General features: G+C 72.3%; 17 protein-coding genes. 2 read left to right on the top strand and 15 right to left on the bottom strand.

Annotated features, from left to right (window positions below):
* Positions 1 to 61: 61 nt before the first annotated feature.
* Positions 62 to 490 (bottom strand): Hsp20/alpha crystallin family protein, encoded by a 429-nt coding sequence (locus tag ACWGPE_RS01295; protein ID WP_231428694.1) that lies wholly within the window; start codon positions 488 to 490, stop codon positions 62 to 64.
* Positions 491 to 644: 154 nt separating this feature from the next.
* On the opposite strand from ACWGPE_RS01295, the gene ACWGPE_RS01300 reads away from it, so the two are divergent.
* Positions 645 to 833: a hypothetical protein gene (locus ACWGPE_RS01300; protein WP_231428695.1), complete on the top strand. Its 189-nt coding sequence runs from the start codon at positions 645 to 647 to the stop codon at positions 831 to 833.
* A 78-nt stretch (positions 834 to 911) separates the two neighbouring features.
* Positions 912 to 1,199: a MerR family transcriptional regulator gene (locus ACWGPE_RS01305; protein WP_231428696.1), complete on the top strand. Its 288-nt coding sequence runs from the start codon at positions 912 to 914 to the stop codon at positions 1,197 to 1,199.
* Positions 1,200 to 1,311: 112 nt separating this feature from the next.
* Here the strand turns inward: ACWGPE_RS01305 and ACWGPE_RS01310 are convergent, their stop codons facing one another.
* The 14 genes from ACWGPE_RS01310 to ACWGPE_RS01375 all read right to left on the bottom strand — a co-directional run bounded on the left by ACWGPE_RS01310 (position 1,312) and on the right by ACWGPE_RS01375 (position 15,511).
* Positions 1,312 to 1,806, bottom strand: a complete 495-nt coding sequence (locus tag ACWGPE_RS01310; protein WP_376930869.1) for an FBP domain-containing protein — start codon at positions 1,804 to 1,806, stop codon at positions 1,312 to 1,314.
* Positions 1,807 to 1,849: 43 nt separating this feature from the next.
* Positions 1,850 to 2,659, bottom strand: a complete 810-nt coding sequence (locus ACWGPE_RS01315; RefSeq protein ID WP_231428698.1) for a hypothetical protein — start codon at positions 2,657 to 2,659, stop codon at positions 1,850 to 1,852.
* 67 nt (positions 2,660 to 2,726) lie between these two features.
* Positions 2,727 to 4,094 carry an aminotransferase class V-fold PLP-dependent enzyme gene (locus tag ACWGPE_RS01320; RefSeq protein WP_452047935.1) on the bottom strand — a complete coding sequence of 456 codons (1,368 nt, stop codon included), beginning with the start codon at positions 4,092 to 4,094 and terminating at the stop codon, positions 2,727 to 2,729.
* Between the two features lie 107 nt (positions 4,095 to 4,201).
* Positions 4,202 to 4,837: an alkylhydroperoxidase domain protein gene (locus ACWGPE_RS01325; RefSeq protein WP_231428700.1), complete on the bottom strand. Its 636-nt coding sequence runs from the start codon at positions 4,835 to 4,837 to the stop codon at positions 4,202 to 4,204.
* On the bottom strand, positions 4,834 to 5,433 hold the full coding sequence (locus ACWGPE_RS01330) for a CMD domain protein (RefSeq protein ID WP_452047936.1): 600 nt from the start codon (positions 5,431 to 5,433) through the stop codon (positions 4,834 to 4,836). Before ACWGPE_RS01330 ends, ACWGPE_RS01325 begins: the two co-directional genes overlap by 4 nt.
* 192 nt (positions 5,434 to 5,625) lie before the next feature.
* A complete protein-coding gene (locus ACWGPE_RS01335; RefSeq protein WP_376930865.1) occupies positions 5,626 to 6,639 on the bottom strand; it encodes a putative FMN-dependent luciferase-like monooxygenase in 1,014 nt (337 codons plus the stop codon).
* Entirely contained in the window at positions 6,636 to 8,348 is a 1,713-nt protein-coding gene (locus ACWGPE_RS01340) for a dipeptide ABC transporter ATP-binding protein (protein ID WP_452047937.1), read from the bottom strand. The genes ACWGPE_RS01335 and ACWGPE_RS01340 overlap by 4 nt, the downstream gene beginning before the upstream one ends.
* Complete coding sequence (locus ACWGPE_RS01345) at positions 8,345 to 9,112, bottom strand: ABC transporter permease (RefSeq protein WP_374201052.1); 768 nt, start codon at positions 9,110 to 9,112, stop codon at positions 8,345 to 8,347. Before ACWGPE_RS01345 ends, ACWGPE_RS01340 begins: the two co-directional genes overlap by 4 nt.
* A gap of 218 nt (positions 9,113 to 9,330) precedes the next feature.
* On the bottom strand, positions 9,331 to 10,269 hold the full coding sequence (locus tag ACWGPE_RS01350; protein ID WP_452047938.1) for an ABC transporter permease: 939 nt from the start codon (positions 10,267 to 10,269) through the stop codon (positions 9,331 to 9,333).
* A 136-nt stretch (positions 10,270 to 10,405) separates the two neighbouring features.
* Positions 10,406 to 12,040, bottom strand: coding sequence for a TIGR04028 family ABC transporter substrate-binding protein (locus ACWGPE_RS01355; protein WP_452047939.1), 1,635 nt, complete (start codon positions 12,038 to 12,040; stop codon positions 10,406 to 10,408).
* A gap of 69 nt (positions 12,041 to 12,109) precedes the next feature.
* Positions 12,110 to 13,564, bottom strand: coding sequence for an NtaA/DmoA family FMN-dependent monooxygenase (locus tag ACWGPE_RS01360; RefSeq protein ID WP_231428707.1), 1,455 nt, complete (start codon positions 13,562 to 13,564; stop codon positions 12,110 to 12,112).
* A gap of 167 nt (positions 13,565 to 13,731) precedes the next feature.
* A complete protein-coding gene (locus ACWGPE_RS01365) occupies positions 13,732 to 14,820 on the bottom strand; it encodes a fatty acid desaturase family protein (RefSeq protein ID WP_231428708.1) in 1,089 nt (362 codons plus the stop codon).
* Between the two features lie 47 nt (positions 14,821 to 14,867).
* A complete protein-coding gene (locus ACWGPE_RS01370; RefSeq protein WP_231428709.1) occupies positions 14,868 to 15,326 on the bottom strand; it encodes a hypothetical protein in 459 nt (152 codons plus the stop codon).
* Positions 15,323 to 15,511 carry a hypothetical protein gene (locus ACWGPE_RS01375; protein WP_231428710.1) on the bottom strand — a complete coding sequence of 63 codons (189 nt, stop codon included), beginning with the start codon at positions 15,509 to 15,511 and terminating at the stop codon, positions 15,323 to 15,325. Before ACWGPE_RS01375 ends, ACWGPE_RS01370 begins: the two co-directional genes overlap by 4 nt.
* Between the last annotated feature and the right edge of the window lie 11 nt (positions 15,512 to 15,522).

Here is a 15,522-nt window from a genome sequence, read left to right on the forward strand (position 1 = left end):
ACTTCGGGGGCGGCGCGGCGGGCGGGGCGGCATCGGCCGGGCGCCCGCGTCGCCGTGGGGATCAGGCGGTCACCGACTTGCGCCCGACCTCACCGGCCGACTCGATCGCGACCTTGCGCGGCTTGGCACGCTCGGCGATCGGGATGAGCACGCTGAGCACGCCGTTGTCGTAGCTGGCGCTGATGCCGTCGGGATCGACGTCGTCGCCGATCGTGAACTGCCGCATGTAGCTGCCGAACGGGCGCTCCTGCAGCATCCACCTGCTGTTCTCACCCGCGGCAGCCGACCGCTGGGCGCGGATCGTCAGCAGGTGCCCATCGACGTCGATGTCGATCGACCCGGGATCGATGCCCGGGAGGTCGGCATTGAGGAGGTAGCGGTCGCCCTCTCGGAAGAGGTCGACCGGCATCATCCTCGGCTGGCGACTGGTGTCGAAGATCGTCTGCGCGATCCGGTCGAGTTGGCTGAAGGGATCGAATGACATGGCCACGGTGAACTCCTTTCGTCGATGGTGGGATCTCTCGTCTGCGCGCCCGTCGCGCGGGGGATCGCGAGCCCTCCCGCCGACGTGCGCCGGGCGTGTCGGCGGCTGCGTCGAGGTCAGCGCCCGGCCGCGAGCGGCACGAGCGGGCGATCGGCCGGCCGTGAGCGCCGTCGTCGTCGACGACGTGCGCAGTCGCGCGACGATCGCCTCGAACTCGACGTCGACCCACGCCTGGTCGGCGAGCACCAGCTCGACGAACCCGGCCGTCGACGTCGCCGACATCTGCATCAACCCGGCCACCCCCGACCTCGACGGGCCGACCGATGGGTTACCCGTCATCGCTGATTGAGATTACCTACAGTGTTTGCAATAGATTTAATACACCAACTGCTTGACTTGTTTCAAGTCCCCGAGCAGACTTCCGAAGATGAACGATCGGGCGGGCGGCATGCCGCTGTACAGCATCGCGGTGGCGGCTCAACTCGTCGAGTTGCAGCCGGCCACCCTCCGCCTCTACGAGGAGAAGGGGCTGCTGACACCCGCCCGCACCGAGGGCGGCACGCGCCGGTACAGCGAAGACGACCTCGCGCTCGTGCGCCAGGTCGTGCGGCTCCAGGGCGACGGCATCAACCTCGCGGGCATCGGTCGCGTCCTCGCCCTCGAGCAGGAGAACGACGAGTTGCGCCGTCGGCTCGGGCGACGCCCCCGGCGCTGACGATCCCGCCCATCAGCGTGACGAGGCGACGGCGACGCCGCGCTCGATCGGGGGCATCCGTCGGTCGTGCCGATGACAATGCCCGGTGCGGATGCTGCTTCAGAAGCCGCGACTACGCCCCGAGCACGTCGGCCACGAACGCCTTGGTGCGTCGCGCGAGCCCCTCGATGCGCTCGAGCTCGTGGGCGCTCGGCAGTACCTCCGACGGCGCGGCGGGCCGGCCGAGCCGCACCGTCTCCTGGCAGGCGAGGTCGCTGCAGATGTACGTGCCGATGCTGTCGCCGCGTTCGCCCGCCTCGCCCGCGCGCCGGGCGGAGAACAGCGCGACCTGGTCGCCGGGCTGGTGGGTGTGGCAGAGGTTGCACACGGCGGCGCGGTGCCGGGAGCCGGTGCGTTCCGACGCGCGCAGCACGACGCCGGCGGGCGAACCGTCGAGCTCGGTGACGAGGTAGCCCCGCTCGGCGATGCGCGGGTCGCGCCAGGCGAACGCGTCGAGGTGCGCCCACTCGGTGACGAAGAACTTGACCGGCAGCGACAGCTGGGCGATCTCCGCCTGGCTGGCGTTGCCGAGCGCGGACTTGACGTCGGACTCGACCAGTGGCTGCATCGGTCTCCCCTCGTGCGACTCCCCCAGTCTACGAACGGCGCATTCAGTCGACGAACGCCTCATCCTCGCGACCCGACGACCACTCACCGTAGGTCATCCGATCGTTCCCGGGCGGGTCGATCATCACGAGCTCCCACTCGACGCCCTCGGCGTCGGGCAGCCAGGAGACGACGATCACGTCGCGCTCACCCGATCCGCGCGGTCGGCGGGCGCCGAGCTCGGTCGCCGCGTACTGCACGACGATGCCGTGCTCGGCGAACCGCTCGCGCGAGGCGCACTCGCCGCGCTCGACGAGGTTCGTGCCGCCGATCGGAATCACCGAGAGGCAGACCTGGTCGGCGCCGTTGAGGTACACCCAGAACCCGCGGCCGAACAGCTCGTCGAGCTTGCGCACGGTGTCGGCCTGGGCGCCGAGGGCCACGACGAGGCTCTCGTCCTCCGGCTGCTGCGGCCGATCGAACACCGCGAGTCCGCGCGGCGGCGCGAGCGCCGCGTCGAGCGCGACGGCTCCGACCGCCGCGAACACGCCGAGCACTCCTGCGATCGCGAGCACGCCGGGCCACCGGCGAGGACGCAACGCCGCCGCCGCTGGCGGGTTCGGAGATTCGTCGCGCCGCGCGGCGACGGGGGCATCCGCGCCCGGCGCATCGCCGGATTCCCCGGATCCGGCATCAGGGGCGGGTGCCGCCGTGCGGGATGCCGCGGCCCGGCGCTGCTCCGACCGCCGGGCGAGTTCGGCCTCGACGCGTTCGAGCTCGATCGCGGCATCCGTCTCGTAGCCGTCGGGGGTTCCGTAGACGACGCGCCGCAGCGCGTCGGCACGCGCCTCGAGTTCAGCATCGTCGCCCGTCACTGGGAGCCTCCGCTCCCGACGCTAGTCCGCGGCGATCGTCGCGGCCAGCCCCCGTTCGGCGGGCGTCTCAGGCGAAGTCGAACACGGCCCGGGGGCGGTCGTCGACGAGCGGGTGCCAACCCTCGGGGCCGCGATCGTACGCGTGCGCCGGTCCGCCGGCGACGAGCTTCGCGAGCGCCGCGAGGAAGCGGTCGACGTCGTCGGTCGTGGAGCCCGCGCCGAGGCTCGCGCGCAAGCCGTTCGAGCGGCTGCCGACTCGGTCGAAGAAGGGGTGGGCGCAGAACCGGCCGGCGCGCACCGAGATGCCGTGCTCGGCCCCGAGCGCGGCGGCCAGCAACCCGACCGAACCCTGCTCGAGCTCGATCGTCGCGATGCCGAGGCGGTCATCCGCGTCGCTGAACCCGCGCACGACCCGGATGCCGCGCTGCGACGCGAGCCCCGCGTGCAGGCGTTCGGTGAGCGCGAGCTCGTGCGCCGCGCGGGCCGGCTCGCCGAGGCGTTCGAACTCGGTGAGCGCGCGGGCGATCGCGACGATGCCGACGACGTTCGGCGTGCCGGCCTCGTGGCGGGCGGCGCCGTGCTTCCATTCGACGCGGTCGAGGCGAACGTGCTCGACGGCGCCGCCGCCGGCGAGGTGGGCGGGCGCCGCGTCGAGCCAATCGGCGCGGCCCACGAGCGCACCGGCCCCGAACGGCGCGTAGGCCTTGTGACCCGAGAAGGCGAGGTAGTCGATGCCGGATGCCTCGAGCGAGACCCGACGGTGCGGCAGCAGTTGCGCGGCGTCGACGGCGATGCGGGCGCCGTGCGCGTGGGCGATCCGCGCGAGCCGGTCGATCGGCAGCACCTCCCCGGTGACGTTCGACGCGCCGGTGACGGTGAGGAGCGCCGCGGGACATCGGGCGAGCTCGGCGTCGAGCGCGTCGAGCGTCTCGGCGATCGTCGGGCGGGCGACGACGACGCGGCGGGCGCCGTCGCGCCAGGGCAGCAGGTTCGCGTGGTGCTCGAGGTCGAGCACGACGGTGTCGCCCGGCACCGCGGCCGCGAGCAGGTTGAGCGCGTCGGTCGTGTTGCGGGTGAACACGACGAGGTCGTCATCGCGGGCGCCGACATGGCGGGCGACGGTCGCACGCGCGCCCTCGACGAGCGCCGTGGTCTGCTGCGACGGGTACCCGGTGCCGCGGTGCACGCTCGCGTAGTACGGCAGCACCCGGGCGACCTGCTCGGCGACGACAGTGAAGGCGGGAGCCGACGCGGCCACGTCGAGGTTGACGTGGCGCACGGTGCGACCGCCGAGCACGGGTACCTCGAGACCGGCGTCGACGAGCGGGGCGAGCGGGTCGAACCCGGCGACCGGGGTCGGCGCCGGGGCTTCCGTCATGCGCGCCGCCTCCGACGTGCGCGCGGGGCGGACGGCGGCCTGTTCTGTGGCGATCACGGAAGTCTCCTCGGTGCGTGGTGGGTCGAGGCTACGAGCCGCCCGTGACCGCCTCAACCCTTGCCGTCGCGCACCGTCACGCCGCGCAACATTCGGACACAATCGGCTCAGGCCGCGGGCGGGGTGGGCTCGCCGAGCGAGAGCATGAGCCGATTCGCCCAGTTGAAGAACGCCGCGGAATGGATGACGTCGGAGACGGCCTGCTCATCGAGGCCGACCTCGCGGAGCGCGTCGAGATGGCGCCGCTCGAGCCGCGGCGGCGTGGCCGCGAGCGCGACCGCGGCGTCGATGACGGCCCGCCATGCGGCATCCTGCTCGCCGCCCGTGCCCTCGTCGAGCAGCCGCTGCACGTCGTCGTGGCGCTTGGAATGGTGCGTCGCGAAGCGCGCGTGCACCGAGGCGCAGAAGATGCAGCCGTTGAACCGGCTCGTCGCGGCGGCGGCGAGCTCGCGCTCGGCGCGCGGCAGGCCGTCCTTCGCGTTGTAGAAGATGTCCTTGTCGGTGAGGGTGCGCGCCCTCAGGATGTCGGGGTCGCGCGCGAGCAGCCTGAAGTAGTCGCTCTTCGCACGGGCGCGGTCGACGAGCCCCTCGTACTGGCGTTCGGTGAGACCCGCCTCGTCGGCCGGTTCGAGCCACGGCGTCCAGCCGAGCTCGTCCTGGGTGAAGCGATCAGGGGTGGATGCCTCGGGGTGGGCGACGACCGCGTCGTCGACGGCCTGGTCGGTGATGGTCTGGTCGGTCATGCTGCGTCCTCCGTGTCGAGCAGGCGGAGCCCGGCCGCGACGCGCAACTGGAACGCGAGGAACGACACGAGCTGGGAGAGGGTGACGATGCCGTCGGTCGACCAGCCGGCCGCGGCGAGCGCGCCGAGCGCCCCGGGCGACGACTCCCGCGGGCGGAACACGAGCAGGTGCGCGTGCTCGAACGCCGCGGTGAGCCGGGTGCCGAGCACCGTGCGGGCGGGGTCGTCGGCCGCGACCCCGAGGCGCAGGCCGTCGCGGTCCTCGGCGGTGAGCGGGCCTGCCGGGTACGCGCCGTACGGACCGGTCGTGCGCACCGAGGCGGCGAGGTCGGTCGTCGCGTCGACGAGGGCGTCGCCGCCCGCGTCGCGGGCGAGTGCGGCGTAGTGCGCGGCCGCGACCTCGTCGTCGTGCAGGATCGAGACGAACTGGGCGACCGCGGCGCGTTCGGCGAGACTCGCGTGCGTCTCGTCGATCGCGGTGAAGAGGGCGTCGTAGCTCGCCTGGGCGTTGTCGCGGGTCGCGGGGCGGTGCCGGCGCAGCGCGTCGACGGCGCTGCCGGGCGTCACCCCCGCGAGCCGGTCGATGAGGTCGGTCATGTCGGTGCCTTTCTGTCGTAGTCGTTCGTTGCCGGTCTTGGTCGGTCGTTGCCGACCTGGTCGTTCGCTGCCGACGGAAGGATCCCGCTCCTCAGCGGGTTCGGTCATGTGGTCGCCCTCTCCCGAGTGAGGCGCGGGGCCGAATGGCGAACGGCCGGCCGACCCGTTCCTCGCCCGCGCGAGTGGGTGCGTTCAACCGGCGAGGGCGTGCGAGCGTGCGCCCCAGCCGAGCGCGGGCGCGACCTCGCGGGCGATGAGCTCGATCGAGCGCAGCACGAGCTCGTGCGGTGGGTCGACCGAGTGCACCTGGAACGCGACCTCGGTCGCCTGCGCGGCGACCGTGTCGCGCGAGAGCGACTCGATCACCTCGTCGACCGTGCCGACGTGGGTGTCGTACGCGGCGATGAGGTCGTCGAGGGTGTCGCCGAGGGGCGGCTGGCCCATGCGGGTGAAGCCCACGGCGGCGCGACGCAAGCCGATCTCGGCGTGGCGCCTCGCCTCGTCGCGCGAGTCGGCGACGAAGAGCGTGCGCGACGCGAGGATGCGCGGCGGCACCCCGTGCGGCAGCGCCTCGAGGTACGCGTCGATCACGGGCTGCTGCACCTGCGAGAGGCTCGCACCCGGGGCATCCGCAGACCGGGGCTGGGTGCGGGAGAGCATGAGGCCGTGCCCCGCGCGCCCGGCTCGGGTGCCGCCGAACGCCGAGAACGTGGCCTGCCAGACCCGGCCGAGCAGGTCGCGACCCGGCGGTTGCAGACGGTTCGCGTCGTCGCCGAGCGCGCCGCCGGCGAGGGCCGCGACGAGCGCATCGATCTTCTCGCCGAAGACCCGGCCGCGATCCTCCGAGCGCTCGCCGAAGGCGAGGAACGACGCGGGCGCCGAACCCGACCCGAGCCCCAGCTCGGCGCGGCCGCCCGACAGGAGGTCGAGCACGACCGCGTCTTCGGCGACCCGCACGGGGTCTTCGAGCGGCAGCGTCACGACCCCCGTGCCGAGCCGGATGCGCGAGGTCTGCGCCGCGACGTGGGCGAGGAACACGAACGGCGACGGCAGCCCGCCCTCCGCGGCGTGGAAGTGGTGCTGCGCCACCCATGCCGAGTCGAAGCCGTGCCGCTCCGCGGCGACGACCTGCTCGGTCGCGATGCGGTAGCGCTCGGCCGCGCCGGCGTCGTCGAGGAGCCTGGTGAAGAATCCGATGCGGGTCATGCGAGGGCCTTTCCGGTCGGGACGGCGGGAGGGACGGCGGGAGCGGATGGAGCGGGCGTCGCGACGGCAGCGACCGCCGCGCGTCGGGGCACCGCGTCGAGCAGCTCCCGGGTGTAGGCGTGCTGCGGCGCTCGGAAGACCTGCTCGGTGGCGCCCTGCTCGACGATGCGCCCGCGGCGCATCACCGACACCGAGTGGCTGATGCGGGCGACGACCGCGAGGTCGTGCGAGATGAAGAGGTAGCTGAGCCCGAGCTCGTCCTGCAGCTGCTCGAGCAGCTCCAGGATGCGGGCCTGCACGGTGACGTCGAGCGCCGAGACGGCCTCGTCGAGGATGACGAGTTCGGGCTCGGGCGCGAGCGCACGGGCGATCGCGACGCGCTGCCGTTGCCCGCCCGACAGCTCGGCCGGGCGACGTCCGGCGACGTCGGCCGGAAGGGCGACGCGGTCGATGAGCCGGCGCGCGGTCGCGGCGCGGGTGGCGCGATCGCCGACGCCGAAGTTGCGCAGCGGCTCCGAGATGATCTCGGCGACCGTCTGGCGCGGGTCGAGCGACGCGAACGGGTTCTGGTAGACGAGTTGCACTCGGCGGCGGAACTCCCGCTTCGCGGACCCGGCGAGCGCCGTCGCGTCGGCGCCGCCGAGCGACACCGCGCCCGCGTCGGGCGCCGCGAACCGGGCGATGATGCGGGCCGTCGTGGTCTTGCCCGAGCCGGACTCCCCCACGATCGCGTGCGTCGTGCCGCGCAGCACCTGGAACGACACGTCGTCGACGGCGCGGAACGCCGGCCGCCGGCGCCCGAGCGAGAACTCCTTCACGAGACCGGATGCCTCGAGCACGAACGGGTTCTCGGCGGCGGCGACGCCCGGGTCGCGGAGGAAGAGCGGCGGCCTCGGGTGCCGGAACGCGTGCTCGGCGAGCCCCGGCGCGTCGGCGAGCAGCCGGCGCGTGTACGACTCGCCGGGCGCATCGAGCACGGCTTCGGTCGCGCCCTGCTCGACGATGCGACCGTGCTGCATGACCACGATGCGTTCGGCGCGCTCGGCGGCGACGCCGAGGTCGTGCGTCACGAGCAGCACCGCCGTGCCGTGCTCGCGGCGCAGCTCGTCGATGAGGTCGAGGATGCGCCGCTGCACGGTCACGTCGAGCGCGCTCGTCGGCTCGTCGGCGATCACGAGCTCGGGCGAGAGCGCGACCGCGTTGGCGATGAGCACCCGCTGCCGCATGCCGCCCGACAGCTCGTGCGGGTACTGCTTCGCCCGCAGCGCCGGGTCGTCGAGGCCGACGCGTTCGAGCAGCTCGAGCACGCGCCCGCGGATGCTACGACGGTCGCCCCGCCCGTGGATGCGGAACGTCTCTGCGAGCTGCACGCCGATCGGCCGCACGGGGTTGAGCGACGAAACCGGGTCCTGCGGGATGTAGCCGATGCGCGCGCCGCGCACCGACTCGAGGCGGCGGTCGCTCCAGCCTGCGATGTCGGTACCCGACAGCCGGATCGCACCGCCGAGGGCGCGGCCTCCCTCGGGCAGCAGGCCGAGCACGGCGCTCGAGGTCGTCGTCTTGCCCGAGCCCGATTCGCCGACGAGGGCGACGACCTCGCCCGGCTGCACGTCGAACGACACGTCGTGCACGACGGGTCGCACGCCGTCGCGGGTGCGGTAGCCGACGTCGAGGTGCTCGATCGAGAGCAGCGGGGCGGTGGCGGTCATCGGGTCCTCCCGAGGGCGTGGCTGATGCGGTTGGCGCTGAGCACGACCGCGACGACGACGAGGCCGGGCAGCACGGTGAGCCACCACGAGGTCGCGACGTAGTTGCGCCCCTCCGCGATGAGCAGGCCCCACTCGGGCGTCGGCGGCGGCGCGCCGTAGCCGAGGAAGCCGAGCGTCGAGATCGCGAGGATCGCGGTGCCGAACTGCAGCGCTGCGAGGCCGACGACGGCGGTCAGCGAATTCGGCAGCACATGGCGGAAGAGCACCGCGTGCAGTCGGGCGCCCGAGCCGAACGCCGCCTCGACGTAGTCGGCCTGGCGCACTCGCACCACTTCCGAGCGCGACAGCCGGGCGAACGCGGCGACCGAGCCGACGCCGACGGCGATCGCGGCGTTCACGGTGCCGAAGCCGAGCAGGATGATGATGCTGAGCGCGAGCAGCAGCCCGGGGATCGCGAGCAGCACGTCGACGAGACGCATGACGACCGCGTCGACCGCGCCGCCGAGCGAGCCCGCGAGCACGCCGAGCAGGGTGCCGCCGACGAGGCCGACGGTGACGGCGACGAAGGCGCCCGAGAGCGAGTGCACCGCGCCGTGCACGACCCGCGTGAAGAGGTCGCGGCCGATGGCGTCGGTGCCGAACAGGTGGGCGCCGCTCGGCGCCTGCAGCTTCTCGGCGGGCACGCCCGCGAGCGGGTCCTGCCCGGTGAACAGCCACGGCACGATCGCCCACGCGATCACGACGGCGATCACGGTCCACGCCACCACGAGCCCAGGCCGGATGCCCCGGAGCCGGCGCCGCACGTCGGCCGCTCGGGGAGCGCCCGACGGAGGAGGCCCCGCTGCCGCCGGTCGAGGAGCGTCCGGCGACGGAGGCCGCGCCTCGAGAACCTCCGACCGGGGCCCGGTCGTGACGGGGCTCGGCGCGCTCGCCACGCTCCCACCTCTGCCGCCGGCCTCGACCGACTCGCGCACATCGACGCTCATGCCGCCACCGCCTTCCGCTTGAGTCGCGGATCGAGCACCGGGTACACCAGGTCGACCGCGAGGTTGACGACGACGAACACGAGGGCGGCCAGCACGACGATCGCCTGCAGCACCGCGACATCCTGATTGGCGACCGCCTGTTCGGTGAGCCGGCCGATGCCGGCGCGGCCGAACACGGTCTCGGTGACGACCGCGCCGCCGATGAGTTCGCCGATGAGCACGCCCGCGATCGTGATCGCGGGCAGGGTCGCGTTGCGGGCGACGTCGCGCCAGAGCACCCGCGCGGGGCTCGCGCCCTTCGCCCGGACGACGGCGACGAACGGCGAGAGCTGCACCTCGTCGATCGATCGGGCGAGGATCTGCGCGAGCGGCGCCGAGATCGGCACCGCGAGCGTGAGCACCGGGAGGATGAGTCCCTGCACGGGGTCGGCCCCGATCACCGGCACGAGCCGCAACTGGAACGAGAAGACCTGGATGAGCACGATGCCGAGCCAGAACACGGGCACCGAGACGAAGACGCCGGGCAACGCTCGCAGCCCCTGGCGCAGCCAGCCGAACGGGGCGAGCGTCGAGAGGAACGCGAGCGCGACCGCGAGGACCACCGCGACGACGAACCCGAGGCCCGCGAGCACGAGCGTCTCGGGCAGCGCGGTGCCGATGAGCTCGTGCACGGGCGTGCCGTACTGCACCGAGTACCCGAAGTCGCCGACGACGAACCCCGAGATCGTGTGCAGGAACTGCTGCCACGCGGGCACGTCGGCGCCGTAGCTCGCCCGGATGTCGGCGATCTGCTCGGGCGAGAGCCCGAGCTCGGGACTCTCGAACTTGATGAGGATCGCGTCACCGGGCAGCGCCTGCAGCAGCACGAACGTCGCGGTGAACGCGATCGCGAGCACGATGAGCGCCTGTCCGGTGCGGCATGCGAGGTAGGGCATCGTTCTCTCCTTTCGAGGGGTTGCGGTTGCGGGTCGAGGAGGAGCGGAGCGGCGTCTCGAAACCCGCGACGTGCGGGCCCGGGTTTCGAGACGGTCGCCGACGCTCCCTCCTCGACCTGCTCGACCGACCGAGCGGCTACTGCTTCTCGACCCAGGTGTCGTAGAACTGCGGACGGGCCACGGCCTCGGTCGTGAAGCCGTGCACGTACGGCGCAGCGCCGTAGACCTGCGGCTCCTCGAACAGCGGGATCACGTAGGCCTGCTCGGTCAGGTAGTCCTGCACGGCGGCCGAGGCCTCGTCGCGCTTCGCGGGGTCGGGCTCGGAGGCCACGGCCTCGAGCAGCTCGTCGAGCTTCGCGTCGTCCGACAGCAGCGTGTTGCGGTTCTGCGTGTGGTACTGGCTCTTGATCACGTCGTTGTCGGCGCGTCCGACCATCGAGTGGTAGACCGGGGTCTTCAGCGGGTCGAGGATGTCCTCGGCGTAGCTGCCCGCGTCGGCGGCCTTGACGTTGAGCTCGACGCCGATCTTCGCGAGCTGCTGGCTCACGAGCTCGAGCGTCTGCTTCGAGAGCGGCTGGGGCTTCGCCTCGTAGACGGTGAGCGAGAGCCGCTCGCCGCCCTTCTCGCGGATGCCGTCGTCGCCGACCTTCCAGCCGGCCTCGTCGAGCAGCTGCTCGGACTGCTCGGGATCGTAGGCGAGCTTCGCCGACTCGTCGGTGTACCCGGCGGCCGTCGCCGCGAGCTCGCTCGTCGCGACTGGGTAGTTCGCGGTGAAGATCGTGTCGACGACCTCTTGGGCGTCGACGCCGTGCACGAGCGCCTGGCGCACGCGCAGATCGCTCAGCAGCGGATTGGTGAACCGCAGCCCGAGCGAGTTGTTGACGCCCCGGGTGGGGGCGGCGACGATCTCGAAGCCGGCGTCGGCGACCTGCTGCTCGTCGAACGCCTGCACGTAGCGGATGACGTCGGCCTGCCCGGCGAGCAGCGAGCCGATGCGCACGCTGTCCTCGGGCGTGACGACGAGGTCGATGCCGTCGAGGTAGGCCCGGCCCTGATGCTCGAACGAGGCCGGGGCCCAGTCGTAGTCCTCACGCGCCGCGAGGTGCAGCGAGGTGCCGATCTCCTCCTCGGTGATCGTGAACGGACCCGAGCCGATGATCTCGGTCGCCGAGCCGGCGCCCCAGTCCTCGAGCTTGCGGTCGAGGGTGTCGGGCGAGACGAGGCCCGAGTTGATCGTCGAGGTCGCCTGCAGGAAGCCCGGCGCCGGCGCCGAGAACCGGAACGTCACGGTGTCGTCGTCGACGACCTCGCTCGAGGCGTAGTTGTTGATCGCCTCGGAGACGGTGAGTCCGAGCTCCTCGTCGCCGAGCCCGTACGTGTCGAAGTTCTCGGCCACCGCGGCCGCGTCGAGCGGGGTGCCGTCGGAGAAGGTCACGTCGTCGCGAAGGTCGAACGTGTACTCCGTGGCATCCGCGTTGACGGCCCAGTCGGTCGCGACCCACGGCTGGATCTCGAGCGTCTCCGGGTCCTGCCAGGTGAGGCGGGCGGTGAGGTTGTTGACGAGCCCGCCGTTCGGGTAGAAACCGGCCTGCGGCGGGTAGAGCGTCGTGTACGGCTGGTGCTCGAGGTACGTGAGCGTGCCGCCCTCGACCGGCTCGCCGGCGGCGCCGGCCGAGCCTGCGGCGCCCTGCCCGGCGCAGCCGGCGAGGAGCCCGACTGCGGCGAGCGCGGCGGCGCCGGCGGCGATGAGTCGCGTGTGCTTCGTGGACATGTGCGTGGAGTTCCTTCGGTTCGGAAGTGCGATCAGGTCACCCAGTGGTGCGGGGTGTGATCGTCGAAGCTACGGATGCCTCGCCGGCGTCTCAACCGCCCCACGACGCCCGCCGTCACCGCGGGAAACCGGCGGCAACGGGGCGTCATGCCGCGTCACGTGGACGTTGTCGGGGCGGGCCAGGCCGAGGTGCTCGCGCAGGGTCTCGCCCTCGTACTCGGTCGGGAAGACGCCCCGCCGCTGCAGCTCCGGCACGACCTCGAGGGCGAACGCGTCGAACTGCGCGGGCTGGATCGCGGAGAGCACGTTGAAGCCGTCGACGGCGCCGGCATCACCCCACGCCTCGAACTCCGTGGCGATGTCGTCGGCCGTGCCCACGATCATCGAGGCGTTCACCGAGGCGGCGACGACGAGGTGCCTGAGCGTCGGCGGGCGTTCGCCCGCGGGGCTGCGACCGGTGCGCTCGGCCACGATCTCGACGAGCTCCTGACCGGGCGCGCTGAACTCGGCCACGAGCGCCGGCGTGACCGCGCGGTCGGGCGACAGCCCCGACACGTCGACGCCGAGCAGGGTCGACAGCTGCGCGAGCGATCGGTTCGCGGGGAACGCGGGCGGCGGGCCGTCTGGCCAGTCCTCGGCGATCTGCACGAGCTCGCTCAGCTCGTCGGCGATCGCCTGGGCGTGCGCTCGCGTCTCGCCGACGATGGGCAGCACGGGCGCGATGACCTTGAGCGTGCGATCGTCGCGGCCCGACTCGAAGGCGAGCGCTCGCAGCTCCTCGCGCACTTGCACCGCGTGCTCGAGGTCGCCGACGGCGACGAGTGCGAGGTCGGCGTTCTGCGCGGCGAACAGGCGCGAGCGCGGCGAGGTGCCCGCGTGCACGATCGGCAGGTGGCCCTGCACCGGGCGGGCGACGTTGAGCGGACCCGTGACGTCGAGGTGCTGGCCGTTGAAGTCGGTGGCGTGCAGCTTCGACGGATCGATGAAGACCCCCGCCGCGGCATCCGCGACGATCGCGTCGTCCTCGAACGAGTCCCACAGCCGGCGCAGCACGTGCTCGAACTCGACCGCGCGGTCGTAGCGGGTCTCGTTCGCCGCGTGGAAGTCGCGGCCGTGGTTGCCGGCCGCGCGCGGCTCGGCTCCCGTGACGAGGTTGAGCCCGGCGCGGCCTCCGCTCAGCAGGTCGACCGAGGCGGTCGCACGGGCGAGCGTGTACGGGTCGGAGTAGCTCGTGTTCGCGGTCGCGATGAGCCCGATGCGCTCGGTGACGCCCGCGAGGTACGTGATCGCCGAGAGCGGGTCGATGCGGGCGACGAGGTAGGGGTCGCGGAACTCGAGGTCGTGCCCCGTCGCGAGCCAGTCGCCGAAGAACAGGTAGTCGAGGCGCGCCCGTTCGGCGACCTCGGCCGCGCGGCGCAGCACCGCGGCATCCCCCCTCGGATCCCGGTGCGCCCCCGGATACCGCCAGCCCGACGGGTAGGCCCCGATCGCCCGGACCATTGCGCCGATGATGAGTCGTGTCATGTGTCGACCTCCCGGGCTCCGACGCTAGGGAGGGCGGCAGCGGGCCGCGAGCCCGCCTGTCACACGGGGGAACCGGGTGTCACACGAGGTCACCCGAACGTCACATGACGACGGGCCCCGGATGGTCGAGCAGCGAGCGCAGCGAGCGCGTCCAGGCCGCCCGCGCCTCAGATGCTCGCCCGCTGCGCCACGAGCGGGCACTCGAACGGATCGCGCTCACCGAGCCCCACCCGGTTGATGTAGTGGAAGACGATCGCGTACGACCGCCACAGCGTCGTCTGCGTGTACGGGACGTCGTGCTCGCGCAGGTAGGCGGCGATCAGCGGGGCCGCCCGCCGCAGGTGCGGGCGCGGCATCGACGGGAAGAGATGGTGCTCGATCTGGTAGTTGAGCCCGCCCATCGCGAAGTCGAGCACCCGGTTGCCGCGGATGTTGCGACTCATGAGCGCCTGCCGGCGCAGGAAGTCGAGCTTCATGCCCTTGGGCACGAGCGGCATGCCCTTGTGGTTCGGAGCGAACGACATGCCCATGTAGAAGCCGAACAGGCCGAGCTGGATCGCGAGGAACACGGCCGCCTTGTCGGGCGAGAGCACGAGCAGGACGAGCGCGAGGTAGCCGATGATGCGCACGGCGAGGAACGCGATCTCGACGGGTCGGTGCGCGAGGTGCTCGCGGGCGAGCACCCGGTGCACGCTCGAGGCGTGCAGCGAGAGCCCCTCGAGCAGCAGGATCGGGAAGAAGAACACCCCCTGATGCGCGATGACCCAGCGGAAGAACGCCGCGCGCTCGCGGGCCGCCTGCTCGGGCGTGAACGCGACGACGGGCAGTTCGATGTCGGGGTCCGCGCCGAGCTGGTTCGGGTTCGCGTGGTGCCGCGTGTGCTTGTGCTGCCACCAGCCGTAGCTCATGCCGACGATGCCGCCGAGCACGAGGCTCGTCCAGTCGTTCCACTTGCCCGATCGGAAGATCTGGCGGTGGGCGGCGTCGTGGCCGAGGAACGCGGTCTGGGTGAACAGGAACGCGAAGACGGCGGCCGTGAACATCTGCCACCAGCTGTCGCCGATCCAGATGAAGACGGCGATCGCCGCGGCGACCGCCATCGGCACGGCGATGAGCTTCGTCCAGTAGTAGCCGTAGCGCCGGCGCATGAGCCCGGCGGACTTCACGAGCCTCGCGAGGTCGGTGAAGTCGCTGTTGGGATTGGGGCGGGCGACCGGCGCGGCCGCCTTCACCTGAGTAGCGGATGCCTCGTCCATGAGGTCTGCTCCCAGCCCGCGCCGCCCGACGGGCGGCGCGAATCAGGTCATCGGTACGTCGAGCTGTGAGGGTCGAAGCTGATGCGGTTCGCCAGCTTCACGACCGCGGCGGCGCGATCGGACTCCTCCTCGGCGAGCTTCACGCGCTCGAGATCGCGAGACTTGCGGAGCGTCGCGACCTGGGTCCCGATGTCGGCGAGGATCTCCCCGATGCGCTGCGCGAGCCCGGCCTCGAGTTCGTGCAGGTTCGTGTTGCCGATGAGCAACCGGCGGTCGGCGGTCATGAGCGTGATGCCCTTGTAGCCGGCTGCAGCCAGTTGGTCGGTGACGCTCGCCGCGGCGAGCAGTTCGAGTTCGAGCGGGTCGGGACGCCTCGAGAAGACGGCGGTCACGACGTACCGTTCGGGGGCCTCGGCGGTGCCGAGCGTGGCGGGCAGTTCGCTCGCCAGGATGTGATCGAGCGCGAACGGCCCGAGCGTCGAGACATCCATGTCGGCGGTGATCATGATGCGATCACCTCGGCGGCCGGTCGCCAGTAGGCGGCCGCGCTGTCGACCCAGCGGTTCGGGTTCGAGACGTTCGCCTCGAAGTGCGACCAGAAGGCTGCGGTCCGGCGGTGTTCTGCGGCTTGCGCGGTGACTCGCATGTCGTCGGCCGGGGGCGGGCGGATTGCTCCTCGTATTGCGTTCATGATCGGACGTT

It is taken from the genome of Agromyces sp. NPDC055658 (assembly GCF_053618155.1).

What these genes read in the sequence shown, in the direction of transcription:
- ACWGPE_RS01305 (WP_231428696.1), top strand. Translation starts at nt 912, where the DNA reads ATGAACGATCGGGCGGGCGGCATGCCGCTGTACAGCATCGCGGTGGCG.
- ACWGPE_RS01310 (WP_376930869.1), bottom strand. Translation starts at nt 1,806, where the DNA reads ATGCAGCCACTGGTCGAGTCCGACGTCAAGTCCGCGCTCGGCAACGCC.
- ACWGPE_RS01325 (WP_231428700.1), bottom strand. Translation starts at nt 4,837, where the DNA reads ATGACCGACCAGACCATCACCGACCAGGCCGTCGACGACGCGGTCGTC.
- ACWGPE_RS01330 (WP_452047936.1), bottom strand. Translation starts at nt 5,433, where the DNA reads ATGACCGACCTCATCGACCGGCTCGCGGGGGTGACGCCCGGCAGCGCC.
- ACWGPE_RS01335 (WP_376930865.1), bottom strand. Translation starts at nt 6,639, where the DNA reads ATGACCCGCATCGGATTCTTCACCAGGCTCCTCGACGACGCCGGCGCG.
- ACWGPE_RS01340 (WP_452047937.1), bottom strand. Translation starts at nt 8,348, where the DNA reads ATGACCGCCACCGCCCCGCTGCTCTCGATCGAGCACCTCGACGTCGGC.
- ACWGPE_RS01350 (WP_452047938.1), bottom strand. Translation starts at nt 10,269, where the DNA reads ATGCCCTACCTCGCATGCCGCACCGGACAGGCGCTCATCGTGCTCGCG.
- ACWGPE_RS01355 (WP_452047939.1), bottom strand. Translation starts at nt 12,040, where the DNA reads ATGTCCACGAAGCACACGCGACTCATCGCCGCCGGCGCCGCCGCGCTC.
- ACWGPE_RS01360 (WP_231428707.1), bottom strand. Translation starts at nt 13,564, where the DNA reads ATGACACGACTCATCATCGGCGCAATGGTCCGGGCGATCGGGGCCTAC.
- ACWGPE_RS01365 (WP_231428708.1), bottom strand. Translation starts at nt 14,820, where the DNA reads ATGGACGAGGCATCCGCTACTCAGGTGAAGGCGGCCGCGCCGGTCGCC.
- ACWGPE_RS01370 (WP_231428709.1), bottom strand. Translation starts at nt 15,326, where the DNA reads ATGATCACCGCCGACATGGATGTCTCGACGCTCGGGCCGTTCGCGCTC.
- ACWGPE_RS01375 (WP_231428710.1), bottom strand. Translation starts at nt 15,511, where the DNA reads ATGAACGCAATACGAGGAGCAATCCGCCCGCCCCCGGCCGACGACATG.